This window comes from Flavobacterium sp. CG_23.5 (assembly GCF_017875765.1).
In the GTDB taxonomy this organism is placed as follows: Bacteria; Bacteroidota; Bacteroidia; order Flavobacteriales; family Flavobacteriaceae; genus Flavobacterium.
Genome location: NZ_JAGGNA010000001.1, coordinates 679,625 through 696,045 on the forward strand (window position 1 = coordinate 679,625; position 16,421 = coordinate 696,045).

General features: G+C 34.7%; 12 protein-coding genes, 1 tRNA gene and 1 pseudogene. 8 read left to right on the plus strand and 6 right to left on the minus strand.

Features of this window, described 5'->3' with window-relative positions:
• Positions 1–15: 15 nt before the first annotated feature.
• Positions 16–402, plus strand: a pseudogene (locus tag H4V97_RS02815) (peroxiredoxin family protein); the annotation flags it as partial.
• 173 nt (positions 403–575) lie between these two features.
• Positions 576–656 (plus strand) — tRNA-Tyr (locus H4V97_RS02820).
• Between the two features lie 239 nt (positions 657–895).
• On the opposite strand, the gene H4V97_RS02825 is transcribed toward H4V97_RS02820, so the two are convergent.
• Both H4V97_RS02825 and H4V97_RS02830 read right to left on the minus strand, forming a co-directional pair.
• On the minus strand, positions 896–1,585 hold the full coding sequence (locus H4V97_RS02825; RefSeq protein ID WP_196851058.1) for an SIMPL domain-containing protein: 690 nt from the start codon (positions 1,583–1,585) through the stop codon (positions 896–898).
• Positions 1,586–1,636: 51 nt separating this feature from the next.
• A complete protein-coding gene (locus H4V97_RS02830) occupies positions 1,637–2,275 on the minus strand; it encodes a rhomboid family intramembrane serine protease (RefSeq protein WP_196851057.1) in 639 nt (212 codons plus the stop codon).
• Positions 2,276–2,391: 116 nt separating this feature from the next.
• On the opposite strand from H4V97_RS02830, the gene H4V97_RS02835 reads away from it, so the two are divergent.
• Positions 2,392–3,261, plus strand: a complete 870-nt coding sequence (locus H4V97_RS02835; RefSeq protein ID WP_196851056.1) for a lysophospholipid acyltransferase family protein — start codon at positions 2,392–2,394, stop codon at positions 3,259–3,261.
• Between the two features lie 164 nt (positions 3,262–3,425).
• A complete protein-coding gene (locus H4V97_RS02840) occupies positions 3,426–4,991 on the plus strand; it encodes a protein adenylyltransferase SelO (protein ID WP_209548842.1) in 1,566 nt (521 codons plus the stop codon).
• Between the two features lie 53 nt (positions 4,992–5,044).
• On the opposite strand, the gene H4V97_RS02845 is transcribed toward H4V97_RS02840, so the two are convergent.
• From H4V97_RS02845 to glmM, 4 genes are all read right to left on the minus strand, one after another.
• Complete coding sequence (locus H4V97_RS02845) at positions 5,045–6,532, minus strand: aminotransferase class V-fold PLP-dependent enzyme (RefSeq protein WP_196851054.1); 1,488 nt, start codon at positions 6,530–6,532, stop codon at positions 5,045–5,047.
• Between the two features lie 367 nt (positions 6,533–6,899).
• Positions 6,900–7,673 carry a membrane metalloprotease gene (locus H4V97_RS02850; RefSeq protein WP_209548843.1) on the minus strand — a complete coding sequence of 258 codons (774 nt, stop codon included), beginning with the start codon at positions 7,671–7,673 and terminating at the stop codon, positions 6,900–6,902.
• 520 nt (positions 7,674–8,193) lie between these two features.
• Positions 8,194–10,044 (minus strand): T9SS type B sorting domain-containing protein, encoded by a 1,851-nt coding sequence (locus H4V97_RS02855; RefSeq protein WP_209548844.1) that lies wholly within the window; start codon positions 10,042–10,044, stop codon positions 8,194–8,196.
• Positions 10,045–10,267: 223 nt separating this feature from the next.
• Positions 10,268–11,671: a phosphoglucosamine mutase gene (glmM, locus tag H4V97_RS02860; protein WP_209548845.1), complete on the minus strand. Its 1,404-nt coding sequence runs from the start codon at positions 11,669–11,671 to the stop codon at positions 10,268–10,270.
• 98 nt (positions 11,672–11,769) lie between these two features.
• Between glmM and H4V97_RS02865 the strand changes: the two genes are divergently transcribed.
• Genes H4V97_RS02865 through H4V97_RS02880 form a run of 4 tightly spaced genes read left to right on the plus strand, consistent with a single transcriptional unit; the run spans position 11,770 to position 16,419 of the window.
• Positions 11,770–12,354, plus strand: coding sequence for an ACP phosphodiesterase (locus H4V97_RS02865; RefSeq protein WP_209548846.1), 585 nt, complete (start codon positions 11,770–11,772; stop codon positions 12,352–12,354).
• Positions 12,351–14,036, plus strand: coding sequence for a gamma-glutamyltransferase (gene ggt, locus H4V97_RS02870; RefSeq protein WP_209548847.1), 1,686 nt, complete (start codon positions 12,351–12,353; stop codon positions 14,034–14,036). Before H4V97_RS02865 ends, ggt (H4V97_RS02870) begins: the two co-directional genes overlap by 4 nt.
• A 24-nt stretch (positions 14,037–14,060) precedes the next feature.
• Positions 14,061–15,746 (plus strand): gamma-glutamyltransferase, encoded by a 1,686-nt coding sequence (ggt, locus tag H4V97_RS02875; protein ID WP_209548848.1) that lies wholly within the window; start codon positions 14,061–14,063, stop codon positions 15,744–15,746.
• Positions 15,724–16,419, plus strand: coding sequence for a DNA alkylation repair protein (locus H4V97_RS02880; RefSeq protein ID WP_209548849.1), 696 nt, complete (start codon positions 15,724–15,726; stop codon positions 16,417–16,419). The genes ggt (H4V97_RS02875) and H4V97_RS02880 overlap by 23 nt, the downstream gene beginning before the upstream one ends.
• Positions 16,420–16,421 lie beyond the last annotated feature (2 nt).

Here is a 16,421-nt window from a genome sequence, read left to right on the forward strand (position 1 = left end):
GCAGATTTTTCTGGACCAAATCCTGAAGGGAAAATAATTTCCTTGAAAGAATGTTTAGGAAAAGTTACCATTGTTGATTTTTGGGCATCTTGGTGTGGTCCTTGTCGTCAAGAAAACCCTAATGTTGTGGCAATCTATAAAGATTTGCATGCCAAAGGTCTGAATATTGTTGGTGTGTCATTAGATAAAGATGCTAAAGCTTGGAAAGAAGCTATTGCAAAAGATAAATTGACTTGGAATCATATTTCAAATTTAAAATTTTGGGATGAACCAATTGCAAAGCAATATAAAGTGGAATCAATTCCTGCCACTTTCATTCTTGATGCGTCAGGAAATGTGGTTGCAAAAGATTTAAGAGGCGATGAACTAAGAGCGAAAATCATGGAGCTTTTAGCTAAATAAGCTGAATTATTCGAATAAACTAAAAAATCTCCCTAGTGGAGATTTTTTTATTTTATTCACTACCAATGCTTTAAAAATAATACTAAAATTAAGTTTAAATTTAGTTTGGAAACTTCAAAACAGTTTTTATATTTGCACCCGGTTAGCACAATAAGCAATGCTTGTTGAGTCTTGGGGAGATACTCAAGCGGCCAACGAGGGCAGACTGTAAATCTGCTGTGTAAACTTCGCAGGTTCGAATCCTGCTCTCCCCACTAAAACGTTTCAAGAAATTGAAACGTTTTTTTTATATAAAAATAATCCGCAAAAATCGCAGGTTATCCCGAAGTATCGGGACTGCTCTCCCCACTAGAACGTTTCAAGAAATTGAAACGTTTTTTTTATATAAAAACAACTATTTTATTAAGCCAGTCTTCTGGTTTAATAAAAAAGAAAAAGTCCCTTCTCATTCTAAAAAATGAGACGGGACTTTTCTACTGATTTTTTTATTTTTCTATTCTAAAATAAAACTCACACTAACATTTGAAGTAATGTTGATTTCTCCTAGTGCAAGAGTTTCTCTTGGAGCTTTCATATCGCTCATTTCAGCTGATTTCATGGCCATATAAACAGGCTGTGGGTAATACGGTTGTGAATTATCCGATATAGTCATAGCACGACCTACTTTTTGTCCTAAAACAGAAACATAGTCCTCCGCTTTCATTTTGGCCTCTTTCATGGCTAACTTTCTGGCTTCTGATTGGTACTGCGCTAATTTTGAAGATTGAAAAGTCACATTGTCTATTCTGTTTATTCCTTGCTCTACTAAACCGTCCATCAACCCATCATATTTTGATAAATCTTTTAATAAAATTTCAACAGTTTGCGTTGCATTATAGCTGTGTTTCTTTTTTTCATAATCGTATTGCGGATTCAAAGACACGCGTTGGGTTCTATAATCAGCGGGATTTAAATTCATACTTTTTATAAACTTTAAAACCGCCTCCATTTTTTGGTCATTATCCCTTTTAACATCTTTGGCATTATTTCCCTTAGTTTCAATGGTAGCTAAAATCGTAGCCTGATCTGGCACTACTTTAACTTTTCCTTCTCCGTTTACAGTGATTTGTGGAATTTGTTTAATTTCTTGACCATAAGACATCGTCAGAAATAGAATCGATAGAATTAGTGCTGCTTTTTTCATCTAAATAATATTTGATTGTTTTGTTGTAATATTCTTTCAAAAGTTATGCCATTATAATTTTCCCATTTTTTCCATTACAAAAAGAATAACAATAGGAATAGCTAATAAAACTACCATTAAGGTATGATCTACGAATAATTGCGGTTCTTTTATCAGTGTGATCACATAACCTCCAATAGCACCTCCAAAATGGGCCGTGTGACCAATATTGTCATTCTTGGCCCTCATGCCGTAAATAGAATACAATAAATAAAGGATTCCAAAAAGATAAGCTGGAATAGGAATTACAAAAAACAAACCCAGCATCATATCCGGTTGCAATAAAATTGCCGAATATAAAACACCAGTAACCGCACCCGATGCTCCTACGGCTCTATAACTATAATCGTTTTTATGCAAAAGCATGGTTAACAGACTTCCGAAAACCAAACTTGCGGCATAGACCAAAACAAATGATAAACCACCTAAATATCCAATCACTACAGGAGCAAAAAAATAAAGAGTCATCATGTTAAAAATTAAATGGGTCATATCCACATGCAAAAAACCAGAGGAAACCATTCTAATTTGTTCGCCAGCACGAATGCTACCAACATGAAATTCATACTTTCTAAAAAAAGAAAGGTCATTAAAACCTTTGTAACTTATTAAAACATTGGCAACAATTATTCCTATTAAAATAACATCCATAAAGTCTATTTATTGTGAATTGTAAATGTAGTGATTCTCTTAGACCTCAGCAGTAAGTGTTCAAAATATAAATGGATATTCATTTTTGCGTTATATTTGCAAGAAAAAATTACTGAATGCAATTTCTTATATTTATAATAGCCTATCCGTTTCTTTGGATTATTTCAATTCTTCCTTTTCGCATTTTTTATTGGTTATCTGATGTGGTGTATTTTATCGTCTATTATATCATTGGTTACAGAAAAAAGGTGGTCAGAGAAAATTTAGCTTTGGCATTACCTTATCTAAGTGCTGCGGAACGACTTGTCATCGAGAAAAAGTCATACCACCATTTATGTGATATGTTTATGGAAATGTCAAAAACCATGACTATATCCTCTGAGGAAATGAACAAAAGATTCGTCATAACTAATCTGGAGGTTATGAAGGACTATGAAAAAAAAGGTAAGAGCATCATACTTTTGGCTTCCCACTATGCAAGTTGGGAGTGGATGATTACACTTAATCAAAAAATAACGTACAAAGGCGTAGGGGTTTATAAAAAAATAAGCAATAAATATTTCGATAAACTTATTAGAGATATTCGATCAAAATACAATACTGAATTAGTCGTTACAAACAAATCGATCCCGTTGATTGTCAATAATCAAAAACATGGAATCCTTTCTCTATATGCATTAATCAGTGATCAATCCCCAAAAGCCGACAGAATATTTCATTGGGATACCTTTATGGGAATCGAAGTTCCAGTGCATACGGGAGCTGAAATGTTAGCCAGAAAATACGATTTGAATGTCGTTTTTTTAAAAGTAAAAAAAGTAAAAAGGGGATATTATCAAGCGACATTAATTCCTATTACCGATAATCCTAAATCGGTTCCAGATTTTGGAATTACACATACTTTTATTCAAGAGGTGGAAAAACAAATAAATGAAGCTCCCGAATATTATTTTTGGACTCATAAAAGATGGAAACACCGTCGCTAAAAAATCGGAGATTAAATCTTGTCCGATTTAAGCACAATTTCTGTTATAATACTAACGTGAAATAAAAATTAGGTTCGTTCTTTTTACTAAAACCGCTTTTTTTATTAATTTAACTTAAGCTTTAGAAATAGTATGCTAATTTTGATAAATCTACTTAAAGAAAAATGAAATTAAAAATCAATAATAGGTTTAGTGCGGAATTGCCTGCTGATATTGACGAGACCAATGTTACGCGTCAGGTTCATAATTCTTGTTTCTCCTATGTAATGCCTAGAGTTCCTTCTAATCCTAAACTAATTCATTTTTCTGAAGAAGTTTCTGAAATGCTTGGAATCACAGAGAAAGATACACAATTACCTGAATTTACAGCTTTCTTTTCCGGAAAGGAAATCATACCAAATTCTCGTCCGTACGCAATGAGTTATGCGGGACATCAATTTGGAAATTGGGCCGGACAATTAGGTGACGGCAGAGCAATAATTCTAGCGGAAGTCGAACAAAATAAGCAAGTTTTTGCCTTGCAATTAAAAGGAGCCGGAATGACACCCTATTCCCGCAGAGCAGATGGTTTAGCCGTGTTGCGTTCTTCCATTCGAGAACATCTTTGCAGCGAAGCTATGTTTCACCTCGGAGTTCCCACGACCCGCTCTTTATCCTTAATACTAACTGGTGACCAAGTCTTGCGTGATGTGATGTACGACGGCCACCCCGATTATGAAAAAGGTGCAGTGGTTTGCAGAGTTGCGCCGTCTTTTATTCGTTTTGGAAATTTCGAACTTTTTTCTTCTCAAAATGACCTAAAAACATTAAAATTACTCACTGATTTTACCATAAAATATCATTTTCCTGAAATTAAAGGGGAAACTAAAGAAAGTTATATTCAGTTTTTCCAGGCGGTTGCCGATAAAACTCGTGAAATGATTGTGCAGTGGCAACGTGTTGGTTTTGTTCATGGCGTGATGAATACGGACAATATGTCTATTTTAGGACTTACCATAGATTACGGCCCCTATGGCTGGCTGGAAGACTATAATCCCAATTGGACCCCTAACACAACCGATCGCGAGAATCGAAGATATCGTTTTGGCAATCAACCGGAAATCGCACTTTGGAACTTGTATCAGTTGGCCAACGCGCTGTATCCTTTGATAGAAGAAACGGCACCTTTAGAATCTATATTAAATGATTTTCAAACTATTTATGAAGATGACTACCTTACTATGATGCTTTCTAAATTAGGTTTGGAAACCAAAAAAGAAAATGACAATCAACTGATTCATATCCTAACCGAAAATTTGCAGCTTACAGAAACAGATATGACTATTTTCTTTAGAAAATTAAGCCACATCAAGAAAGAAGAAGTCGTTGAGAATGCTTTTTTACATATTTACGAATCTTTCTACAAAACCGAAGCAGTTACCGAACAAATTAAAGATTCGTGGTTGTATTGGCTTACCCAATATTTGAATAGAATGCAGGAAGAATCCATTTCAGATGACGACCGAAAAGCCGCAATGAATCTGGTAAATCCAAAATATGTACTTCGAAATTACATGGCTCATTTAGCAATTGAAGCTGCTGATAAAGAGGATTATTCGCTAATTGAAGAATTACATCAATTATTAAAAAATCCATATCAGGAACAAATTGAAGCGGAAAAATGGTTTGCAAAGAGACCCGATTGGGCCAGGGAAAAAATTGGAAGTTCTATGTTGTCTTGCAGTTCTTAAAAAACTAAAAGACAACATAAAAATTACTTTTGAAACTAAAATCTATTTATTATTTATAGCGAAAACCAGCTTTTTACCAATTCATCTTCTAATGATTTTGCCTGTTTATGAACAAACTCGTTGGTAACGGAATTATATTTATAATCCAAAGCCCAAGTTTTATGGTTTTCCGCAAGCGATTTTATGGCATTGCATACAAATTCAATTTCAGCATTTGTCGTTGTTGGATGAATAGACATTCTAATCCAACCCGGTTTTCTGATTAAATCTCCCAAAGTAATTTCGTCAATCAATTTATGGGAAGTTTCCTGATCCACATGCAACAGAAAATGCCCGTAAGTTCCAGCACAGCTACATCCGCCACGTGTTTGAATTCCGAATTTGTCATTTAGTAATTTCACGCCCAAATTGAAATGCAAGTCTTCTATAAAAAAAGAAATCACCCCTAACCTATCATGATGTTGGCCAGCAAGTATTTTTATGTTTGGGATATTTCCCAATGATTCAAAAATAGAATCAACAATTTCATGTTCTCGTTTAAGAATATTATCAATACCCATTTTCTCTTTCAACTGAATAGCCAAAGCCGTTTTTATCACTTGAAGAAAACCGGGAGTTCCACCATCTTCCCTATCTTCGATATTATCAATGTACTTGTGTTCACCCCAAGGATTTGTCCAGCTTACCGTACCGCCTCCAGGACAATCAGGAACCAAATTTTGATATAATTTTTTATTAAAAACCAAAACACCGCAGGTACCAGGACCACCAAGAAATTTATGCGGGGAAAAGAAAATCGCGTCCAGATAACTTTCCGGATCTTCGGGATGCATATCTATTTGTACATAAGGTCCTGAACAAGCAAAATCGACAAAACAAAGTCCGTTATGTTGATGCATTAATTTTGCTGCTTCGTGATAAGGCGTTCTAATCCCGGTAACGTTAGAGCAGGAAGTAATAGAAGCAATTTTGAAACTTCTATCTTTATATTTGTCAAGCAGTATTTCTAAATTTTCAACACTGAACAAACCATCTTCAGTAGATGGAATTACCTCAACATCAGCAATAGTTTCCAACCAGGAAGTTTGATTAGAATGATGTTCCATATGCGAAATAAAAACAACTGGTTTCTTTTCGGCGGGAATAGTGATGAAGTCTTTTAGATTTTCTGGTACTTTCAAACCAAGAATACGTTGGAATTTATTAACTACTCCTGTCATTCCTGTTCCATCAGTAATTAAAATATCATCAGAATTAGCATTGACATGATGCTTGATGATATGACGCGCCTGATGGTATGCCTTAGTCATTGCTGTTCCCGAAACTGTAGTCTCCGTATGCGTATTGGCCACAAAAGGACCAAATTCATTCATCAGTTTTTCCTCAATAGGGCGATATAAACGACCACTGGCGGTCCAATCCGTATAGATAATTTGTTGTTGTCCGTATGGAGTTTCAAATGTTTGATCTATTCCAATAATATTCTTACGAAACTGTTGGAAATAGAGTTCTAATTGCGTTGGAGTTTCTGTGGAAGTCATTGTAATATAAATTTGAGTTCAAAGATATAGGTTTTCTTGGGATTTCTGAAATAAGAAATTTAATTGGATGCTTGCTTTTAAAACCTAAAAGTGTGAATTTCTAACGCGCGACTAAAAAAACACCATTCTTTCCAAATTTAGCCCCGGTTGCAGTGAAAATCCTTTTCCTTTTTCCTTTAAAAAGGAAAAGATTGTAACGTAAAACGGGAACAATACCTCTGAAAAAGCCCCAATCATTCGCTCCAAAAATAGAAAAGAATTTGGCTTAAAAAAGAAAACCCTTTCAAAGCTCGACTCTGAAAGGGTTTTGTACATAAAAAGTAACGTCCTAAAAGAACCGTTATCACATTTCTTATATTCAATTTATTTATTTCCCGCCATTTGCTTGAAGATCCGCAATACATTGCGCATCCAGTTTTGGTGCTGTACCTCCTGATACCATATTAGATATTCCGCCTCCCGTTTCTGAAGACCAATACATTAAGCAACTTTCTACATTGCAATGTTTTGCATGCGCTGCATCTTCATGATTACTTTGTAAAGTAGTTCCAAGATTAGTAAGTCCGAAAATATGACCAAACTCATGCGTTACAACAGTAGTTTCTAATAAAGTTCTGTTAGGTTTAAATGGGCTATCACTTAATCCTTGCACCGTTTTTTCAAATATAACAAAGGAAGTATTCCAATAGGCAGTTCCTAAAATCACACTTGTACTTGTATCACTGGTGGATTGACCATCGGCGAAAAATGCCCAAATAGCAATTTGATTTGCTGTATTGTATTTGGTTCTGTTTGCATTTTCAATGTCTGCTATTTCTTGAATGGTATAGGGTGCCGTTCCCGGTGATGCAATAGATCTTTTAATTACGCTAATTCCCCCCGGTTTATACATTCTAGCTTCTAGAAAAGCTACTAAGTTGTTAATTGTAGTAGATGTTGGTTCAAAACCGACTACATAAACTACTTCAATAATTGCACTATTAAATTTTTTATCGGACAACAAATCATTGGATGAACTCCCAGTCGTTTGTTTGTTATTATTTACGTTGAATGTTGCGGAAGTATTGGTTGTACTATCCTCTTTTGAGCATGAAAGTAGTAAGCCAAAGCTTATTACAAGTATTAGAATTCTTTTTTTCATTATTCTTTTTGAATTATTTTTTAATGTTTTAAAACTTACAATTATTACTACGCTATCTATATAACTTTAACTATCGGCTAAAGAAATGGCCTCACCATCTTTATTTACGATAATTGCTATTTATTAGATTCACAAAAATAGTATTTACATAATAAATCTAACTACTGTAAAACTCTCTTTTCTAATGATTAGTATACTCTTTTCCTTTTATTTAAATAAGTAACTCCAACTTGAGGCGCAAAAGAACCGAAATGCGTTATTTTATCGTTGTATTATGAGTAGATAGGGAGTTATAAACCTGTAATGTAGTTTACATAACAGTTCGTAGCAGTCAACAGATTATACTAAACATTCCAGAATATTGCCTAGTATTAAAGACAAACCCTTTCAAAATTAAAATTGAAAGGGGTTTTTATATTTTAAAAATTGCAGTTTTAGATTCCCGCCACCGCTTTTATTTCTTCAATGATTTGCACAATAAAAACAGTAACTTCAGTTGCAAAAGGACTTTAATGTGAAATTATCGTTTTAGAGAGAAATGAGACCTAAATGTTTTTGATTCTAAATTACCTCTTTGATCCTCTTCTTTATAATTCAAAGTAAACCAATAATCTGCTGCTGGCATCAAATTACCGAGATGAGTTCCATCCCAGCCCAGTCCCGAAGGAGCTATTTCTTTTATGAATTTACCATATCGGTCAAAAATATAAATCTGCGCTTGGAATAATTTTTTGTAATTTGGAATATTCCAATAATCATTAAAACCATCATTATTTGGGGTGAAAAATTTTGGAAATCCAAAAATGGTAAATTGTTTAGTTATTAATGTACAATTGACACTGTCCTTTACCGTAATAAAATGATCTCCAATCGACAACCCACTATAAAAATTAGATTGTTGAAATCCATAATCATCTAATTTAAAAAGAAATGGTCCTGATCCGCCAACAACATCCACGTTTAAAAAATTAGTGTCTGCAAAATATTTACTTAAGTTTACAATAACATCACTCGCCATTTGCGATGATACTACCGTTGCAAAAGCCTGACTGGAGCAACTCGTTTGCATATCCGTAACCAACACAGAATAATTTCCCTTCTCAACTGCCGTGTAGGTGCTTTTAGTAGCATCATTAATTAATTCACTATTCAGAAACCATTTATATTCATTATCTCCAGATGATAATCCACTATTCAAAGTAAAACCTTTCGCCAAATTACCTAAAGAATCAAAACAAATAACCCCGTCTGTCAAAGTAGGTTCTGGTGCTAGATTTATTGTTACATTTTGCGTTTTACTAAATTTGCAACCTAAAATATTTACAAATTCAAATGTGACATTGTAATTTCCTGGAGCAGGAAAAATATGGGTAGGATTTTCAACCGTGGAAGTTGTACCATCTCCAAAATCCCATTTATATGTATTTAATGTAGAAGCTGAATTTAATGAAGTGTTTTTAAAAATCACCTCTTTTTTATCGCAAACATTATAGACTTCAAAATTAACGATAGGATCTTGAAGATTTACAACTGTTGAAATAGCTACTTTACATCCTGTCGCAGAGGTCAATTCACAACCGTATTTTTTTCCGTCAATAGGGTTATTTATTTTTATATTTTGGGTGGTTTGACCCGTTTCCCACAAGTATGAAAAACCGATGGGAGCTGAAAGAGTAACAGCATTCGCATCAGTACAATAGGAAGAACCTATTGTGAGTGATGAATAAAAAGCGTCAATATATGCATAGCCAAAATGTCCTCCTATTGAGCAATCACTGGTCTCGAATTCTACGGTAATCTTCTGGCCTATATAAGGGCTTAAATCCAGCCCAACTGTCGTCCAATCTTTGTACACAACATTAAATTCTTCGCAAGTTTGAAATCCGGGAAGGTCAATTGTTGCAACAACATTATAAGCACCGCAAGTGGGATCTATGAGCTCTCTATTTTCATTATAAACATTTACACGAAAATAGGGTTGTTCTGCAGGTTCATGACCTGGATCTTGCAAAACCACAGCATATTTATAAATAAACAAAGAATTTTCTGGCGTAATGGTTAAAGTATACGAGAGTGTTTCGGCTTCACCGCCTGAGCTGTCATTGCCTAATCGTGCAGAATACGAACCTCCAGGAGCAACAACAGATAATTTCTTGCAGGTTTTTAGATCGACGCCGTTTCCTGACATAATGGTATGCCTACCTTTAACAATTCCTGAATTTTTGATTACTACTGGACAACATCTTCCTTTTCCTGCTTGCCAACCAATAAAAGTTCCTGTTTCAAAATCTAGATTGTATCCTGTATTTTGTGAAGAAACAACATTTGAAATTAGAAAAATTATTAATAAAAGAATCGTTTTTTTTTCCATAACAGTTTCAAATAAGGTGAAAAAATTGTTAACAGTTTTTTTATAGACTTTTTTTACTAATTACAAACATTTGAGATTACAATAATACTCCAAATTTTTATTTAAAAACTCATTTTTAGGTTCTTACACAAAAAAATTATCAGAAAATACATAATTAAAATCAATACCAAATAAAAAGTCGTTTTAGATTTTATTCTAAAACGACTTTTGAGATTTATAAAAGTTAAATACCTGCAATCATCTTAATTTCATCAATAATTCTTAAAGCCAATTTATCCGCCTGCGCTTGTGAAGCGGCTTCGGTATAAATACGGATAATTGGTTCGGTATTTGATTTTCTTAGATGTACCCAATTTTCAGCAAAGTCGATTTTTACCCCGTCAATGGTGGTAATATCTTCGTTTTTGTATTTCTCTGTCATGGCAACAAGAATCGCATCGACATCGATTTGTGGTGTCAATTCTATTTTGTTTTTGCTCATGTAATACTCAGGATACGAAGCACGTAATGCAGAAACTGTCATTTTTTTGTTTGCCAAATGCGTCAAGAATAGCGCCACTCCCACTAAACTATCACGACCATAATGCGACTCTGGATAAATGATTCCGCCATTTCCTTCTCCACCTATAACTGCATTATTCTTTTTCATTAAATCTACCACGTTCACTTCACCCACGGCACTGGCTTCGTAGCATCCTTTATGTTTGTTAGTTACGTCTCGCAGCGCGCGAGACGAGGACATATTAGAAACGGTATTCCCTGGTGTTTTGCTCAATACATAATCGGCGCAGGCCACTAAAGTATATTCTTCTCCAAACATTTCTCCGTCTTCACAAATGAAAGCCAAACGATCTACATCAGGATCAACTACAACTCCTAAATCGGCTTTTTCCTTAACTACCAGTTCCGAAATATCAGTCAGGTGTTCTTTTAATGGTTCTGGATTGTGCGGAAAATGACCGTTAGGTTCACAGTATAATTTTACTACTTCAACTCCCATTAACTCCAATAATTTTGGAATAATAATTCCTCCAGAAGAATTTACTCCATCAACGACTACCTTAAACTTAGCCGCTTTTACAGCTTCAACATCAACTAGTGGCAAATTCAATACTTCATCAATATGAATGTCCATATAAGCGTCATTCTCAGTAATTTCACCTAAACTGTCCACATCCGAGAAATCAAACGCTTCGGCTTCAGCGATAGCAAGGATTTTTTCCCCTTCGGCACCATTTAGAAACTCGCCTTTTTCATTCAATAATTTTAAAGCATTCCATTGCTTCGGATTATGAGAAGCGGTAAGGATAATTCCTCCATCTGCTTTCTCCAATGGAACGGCAACTTCAACCGTTGGTGTCGTTGACAATCCTAAATCAATTACATCAATGCCTAAACCAATCAATGTATTTATCACCAAATTATGAATCATCGGTCCTGAAATACGGGCATCACGACCCACTACTACCTTCAACTTTTCAACCCGAAGAATTGAGGGATCTTGATAGTTTTTTAACCAAGTCCCATAAGCTGAGGCAAATTTTACTGCATCAACCGGCGTAAGGTTATCTCCTACTTTCCCTCCTATTGTTCCACGTATTCCTGATATTGATTTTATTAAAGTCATTCTTATATTTTTAAATTTTGAGTAATTTATTTTAAATTTCCCACAAATATAATAATTGACAGTTTAAAAAAGTCATTTAGAATTCATAATTTAGGCGAATGAACTTCTTAGCACACATCTATCTCTCGGGCGACAATGATTTAATCAAAATAGGCAATTTTATGGCCGATGGGATTCGGGGGAAACATTTTGAAAGTTTTCCATTGGATGTCCAAAAAGGAATTGTGCTTCACCGTGCCATCGACACTTTTACAGATGCCCATCCTATTTTTAGAAAAAGTACCAAACGTTTACACGAAAACTATCATCATTATGCCGGTGTGATTGTAGATGTTTTTTATGACCATTTTTTGGCAAAAAATTGGGTTAATTATTCGGATGAAAATCTGGACACCTATGTCGCTAATTTCTATCAATCTTTACTGGATAATACAGCCATTTTAACCGAACGAACCCTTGGAATGATGCCTTATATGATTAAACACAATTGGCTCGAAAGTTATCAAACCATCGACGGAATTGACAAAATATTGACTCAAATGGATAGCCGAACCAAAAATGAATCAAAAATGCGCTTTGCATCAGCTGAGCTAAAAGAGTATTATGCAGATTTTGAAAAAGAGTTTACTGAATTCTTTAAAGAATTAATACTATTTTCGAATGATAAAATAATGACTTTATGAAAAAAATAATCTTTCTGCTTGCCTTTGCTGTTTTAAGTTGCAAATCGAATGAAAAAATGGTTGTGCCCACTGGTTTAGTGACCTCAAAAGCTATGGTGGTTTCGGCACGGGAAGAAGCTTCACAAATTGGAGTTGAAATCATGAAAAAAGGCGGGAACGCTTTTGATGCTATGGTTGCAACAGAACTGGCTTTGGCAGTTTCCCATCCTCAGGCAGGAAATATTGGCGGTGGTGGTTTTATGGTTTTTAGAAAAGAAAATGGAGAAACTGGAGCATTAGATTACAGAGAAAAAGCGCCATTAGCAGCCAGTAAAGATATGTTTCTGGACAAAAATGGAAATGTAATTCAAGGGAAAAGTACAGAAACAGCACTGGCTTCAGGAATTCCTGGTACGATAGCCGGAATATTTGAAGTACACAGAAAATATGGTTCTTTACCTATTAGCGAAATTTTAAAACCGGTAATCGAATTAGCAGAAAAAGGGGTTATTGTGACCGAATATCAAGCACAAAGTTTGGCCGACTATAAAGCTTCTTTTATCAAAGCTAATGGCCGTAATAGTTTATTTTCGAAAGGATATAAAGTTGGCGATACCATAAAATACACTGCATTGGCAGAAACATTAAAAAGAATCGCTAAAAACGGTCGGGACGAATTTTATAATGGAGAAACTGCTCAAAAATTAGTTGCTTTCCTTAACAAAAAAGGCGGAAATGTAACATTGGAAGATTTAAAAAAATACCAAGCAAAATGGAGAGCTCCAATTACCTTTCAATATAAAGGTTTAAAAATCACTTCGATGTCTCCTCCAAGTAGTGGCGGCATTTGCTTGAATCAAATCATGAAAATGATTGAGCCTTATAATCTTGCTCAAATGGGTCATAACAGCCAAAAAACAATTCAGGTAATTTCGGAAGCGGAACGCAGAGCGTATGCGGATAGAAATTATTTCTTGGGAGATCCTGATTTTGTAAAACTTCCAATGAAAGAATTAGTAGATCCAGCCTATTTAGAAAAGAGAATGAAGGATTTTTCATTTGACAAAGCATCAAAATCTTCTGATATTGCTAATGGAGAAATCAAAGGATATGAGAGCAAACAAACGACTCACTATTCGATTGTCGATGCTAAAGGAAATGCCGTTTCTGTGACAACAACCTTAAACGATAATTATGGTTCCAAAATATACTGTGATGAACTGGGTTTCTTCTTAAACAATCAAATGGATGATTTTAGCGCTAAGCCGGGAGTTCCTAATTTATATGGACTTACGGGAACTGAAGCCAACAGCATCGCTCCCGAAAAAAGAATGTTGAGCTCTATGTCACCAACAATTGTGGAGAAAGAGGGAAAACTATTTATGGTGGTAGGAACTCCAGGAGGTTCAACCATTATTACCTCAGTTTTACAAACCATATTGAATGTTTACGAATTTAGCATGAGTATGCAGGAAGCGGTAAATGCTCCTCGTTTTCATCACCAGTGGTTACCCGATGACATTACATTTGAACCCAATTCTTTCGATAAGGAATTATTGAACAATTTGAAGAAAAAAGGGTATATTATCAATGAAAAAAATAAAGAAATAATTGGAGAAGTCGATGCTGTTTTGGTTTTACCAAATGGAAAACTTGAAGGCGGAGCAGATAAAAGAGGGGATAACAAAGCAGTTGGGTTTTAAAAAAACATATTTTACACTATCAGAATGAAAAAAATTATTGTTGTATTGAGCATTTTTTGTATCGGTTGTAAAACTCAAAATGTAATGGTAAAACCCACTGGATTAGTTGCTAATAAAGCAATGGTTGTTTCAGCGCGAGAAGAAGCTTCAAAAATTGGTGTAGAAATCATGAAAAAAGGAGGAAACGCTTTTGATGCCATGGTCGCTACTGAATTAGCACTGGCAGTAGCTTATCCTTACGCCGGAAATTTAGGTGGTGGTGGTTTTATGGTCTATAGAAAAGCAAATGGTGAAAAAGGAACTTTGGATTACCGAGAAAAAGCACCGTTAGCCGCCACAAAAGATATGTTTTTGGATAAAAAAGGAAATGTCATTCCTGGTAAAAGTACAAAATCTCCATTGGCAATTGGGATACCGGGAACCATAGCAGGTATTTTTGCAGTACATAAAAAATTAGGTTCTTTACCTATCGCTGAAATACTAAAACCGGTTATTGAATTAGCAGAAAATGGCGTTGTGGTTACCCATAAACAAGAGCAGAGACTTAATGAATATCGTGAGGAATTGAGTAACATTAATGGTCCCAATTCAGTACTTTCAAAAGTCTATAAAGAAAATGATACTATAAAATATCCGGCATTAGCAGCCACCTTAAGACGAATTTCAAAAAATGGTAGAGATGAGTTTTACAAAGGTGAAACAGCCAAAACTTTAGTGCATTATCTGCAGGGAAAAGGAGCTATAATTACTATGGAAGATTTGGCTCTATATGAAGCTAAATGGAGAACACCACTTACTTTTAAATATAAAGATTTAAATATCATTTCGATGCCTCCGCCCAGCAGTGGCGGAATATGTCTTGCCCAAATATTTAATATGATTGAACCTTACGATTTATCAAAAATGGGACATAACTCAACTCAGGCAATCCAAGTTATTGTGGAAGCGGAACGAAGAGCCTACGCCGATAGAAGTTACTTTTTAGGAGATCCTGATTTTGTGAAAATCCCCTTAAAAGCATTAATGGATGAAACATATTTGAAGCAAAGAATGTCAAATTTTAGTTTTGATAAAGCAACGCTCTCTTCTGATATAAAAGAAGGAAAAGTAAATTATAGTGAAAGTTTAGAAACCACACATTATTCGATAATTGACCAATTTGGTAATGCAATTGCAGCAACAACAACGCTTAATGCCGGCTATGGTTCGAAATATTATTGTGATGAATTGGGATTTTTATTAAACAATGAAATGGATGATTTTAGTGCTAAACCGGGGGAACCTAATATGTTTGGGTTAGTAGGAAATGAAGCCAATAGCATCGCTCCACAAAAAAGAATGTTGAGTTCTATGACCCCAACCATTGTAGAAAAAAATGGAAAATTATTTATGACCGTGGGCTCGCCAGGTGGATCTACCATTATCACATCGGTATTACAAACGATATTAAATGTTAACGAATATAGTTTGAGTATGCAGGAAGCAGTAAATGCCCCAAGATTTCACCATCAATGGTTGCCGGATTTAATCACATTTGAACCCAATACTTTTGACACTAAAACCTTTGAAACCTTAAAATCAAAAGGGTATTTAATCAATGAAAAGACAACGCCAGTTATTGGTAAAGTTGATGCTATTTTAGTCCTGCCAAATAAAACTTTAGAAGGAGGAGCCGATTTTAGAGGGGATGACAAAGCCATTGGATTTTAGAATTATGAATTTTATAAAAACATTAGAATCAGCTTTTCATGAAAATAGCAATCCCGAAAATGCTTTTGCAATGGCGAAATACATGAAAAATAACTTTCCCTTTTTTGGAATAAAAACTGAGGAACGAAGACGTATTTTAAAGGAAATTTGGAAAGAAAACAAAGCTGAAGTTACTAAAAATGCAAGAGCAACTGCTTTAGAAATGTATTTGAAACAACAACGAGAATTTCATTATTGCGCAATTGAAATTTTGATAAAAGAGCTTAAAGGAAATTACAAGATAGAAGATATTCAACTCATTGAAAAATTAATTTCTTCAAATTCTTGGTGGGACAGTGTTGATACTACTTCAAAATACATTTTAGGAGAATATTTACTCGAATTCCCATTGGAAACCGAAAATGTATTACAACGCTTTTCCAGTTCTGACAATATGTGGTTCAATAGAAGTGCCATTTTATTTCAATTGAATTATAAGGAAAAAACTAATTTTGAATTACTGAAAAGGGAAGCAGAGAGACATAAAACTTCAAAAGAATTTTTTATTCAAAAGGCAATTGGATGGGCTTTGCGAGAATATGCAAAAACAAACCCTGAAGCAGTAAAAAAATTTGTGATCAATAATAATTTAATGCCGTTGAGTACAAAAGAAGCTTTAAAAAATATTAATTGAGT

Bases quoted from the DNA above. Each gene is read 5' to 3' on its own strand.
- H4V97_RS02825 (WP_196851058.1), bottom strand. From the start codon at position 1,585: ATGAAAAAAGCAGCACTAATTCTATCGATTCTATTTCTGACGATGTCT.
- H4V97_RS02830 (WP_196851057.1), bottom strand. From the start codon at position 2,275: ATGGATGTTATTTTAATAGGAATAATTGTTGCCAATGTTTTAATAAGT.
- H4V97_RS02835 (WP_196851056.1), top strand. From the start codon at position 2,392: ATGCAATTTCTTATATTTATAATAGCCTATCCGTTTCTTTGGATTATT.
- H4V97_RS02840 (WP_209548842.1), top strand. From the start codon at position 3,426: ATGAAATTAAAAATCAATAATAGGTTTAGTGCGGAATTGCCTGCTGAT.
- H4V97_RS02845 (WP_196851054.1), bottom strand. From the start codon at position 6,532: ATGACTTCCACAGAAACTCCAACGCAATTAGAACTCTATTTCCAACAG.
- H4V97_RS02850 (WP_209548843.1), bottom strand. From the start codon at position 7,673: ATGAAAAAAAGAATTCTAATACTTGTAATAAGCTTTGGCTTACTACTT.
- H4V97_RS02855 (WP_209548844.1), bottom strand. From the start codon at position 10,044: ATGGAAAAAAAAACGATTCTTTTATTAATAATTTTTCTAATTTCAAAT.
- glmM (WP_209548845.1), bottom strand. From the start codon at position 11,671: ATGACTTTAATAAAATCAATATCAGGAATACGTGGAACAATAGGAGGG.
- H4V97_RS02865 (WP_209548846.1), top strand. From the start codon at position 11,770: ATGAACTTCTTAGCACACATCTATCTCTCGGGCGACAATGATTTAATC.
- ggt (WP_209548847.1), top strand. From the start codon at position 12,351: ATGAAAAAAATAATCTTTCTGCTTGCCTTTGCTGTTTTAAGTTGCAAA.
- ggt (WP_209548848.1), top strand. From the start codon at position 14,061: ATGAAAAAAATTATTGTTGTATTGAGCATTTTTTGTATCGGTTGTAAA.
- H4V97_RS02880 (WP_209548849.1), top strand. From the start codon at position 15,724: ATGACAAAGCCATTGGATTTTAGAATTATGAATTTTATAAAAACATTA.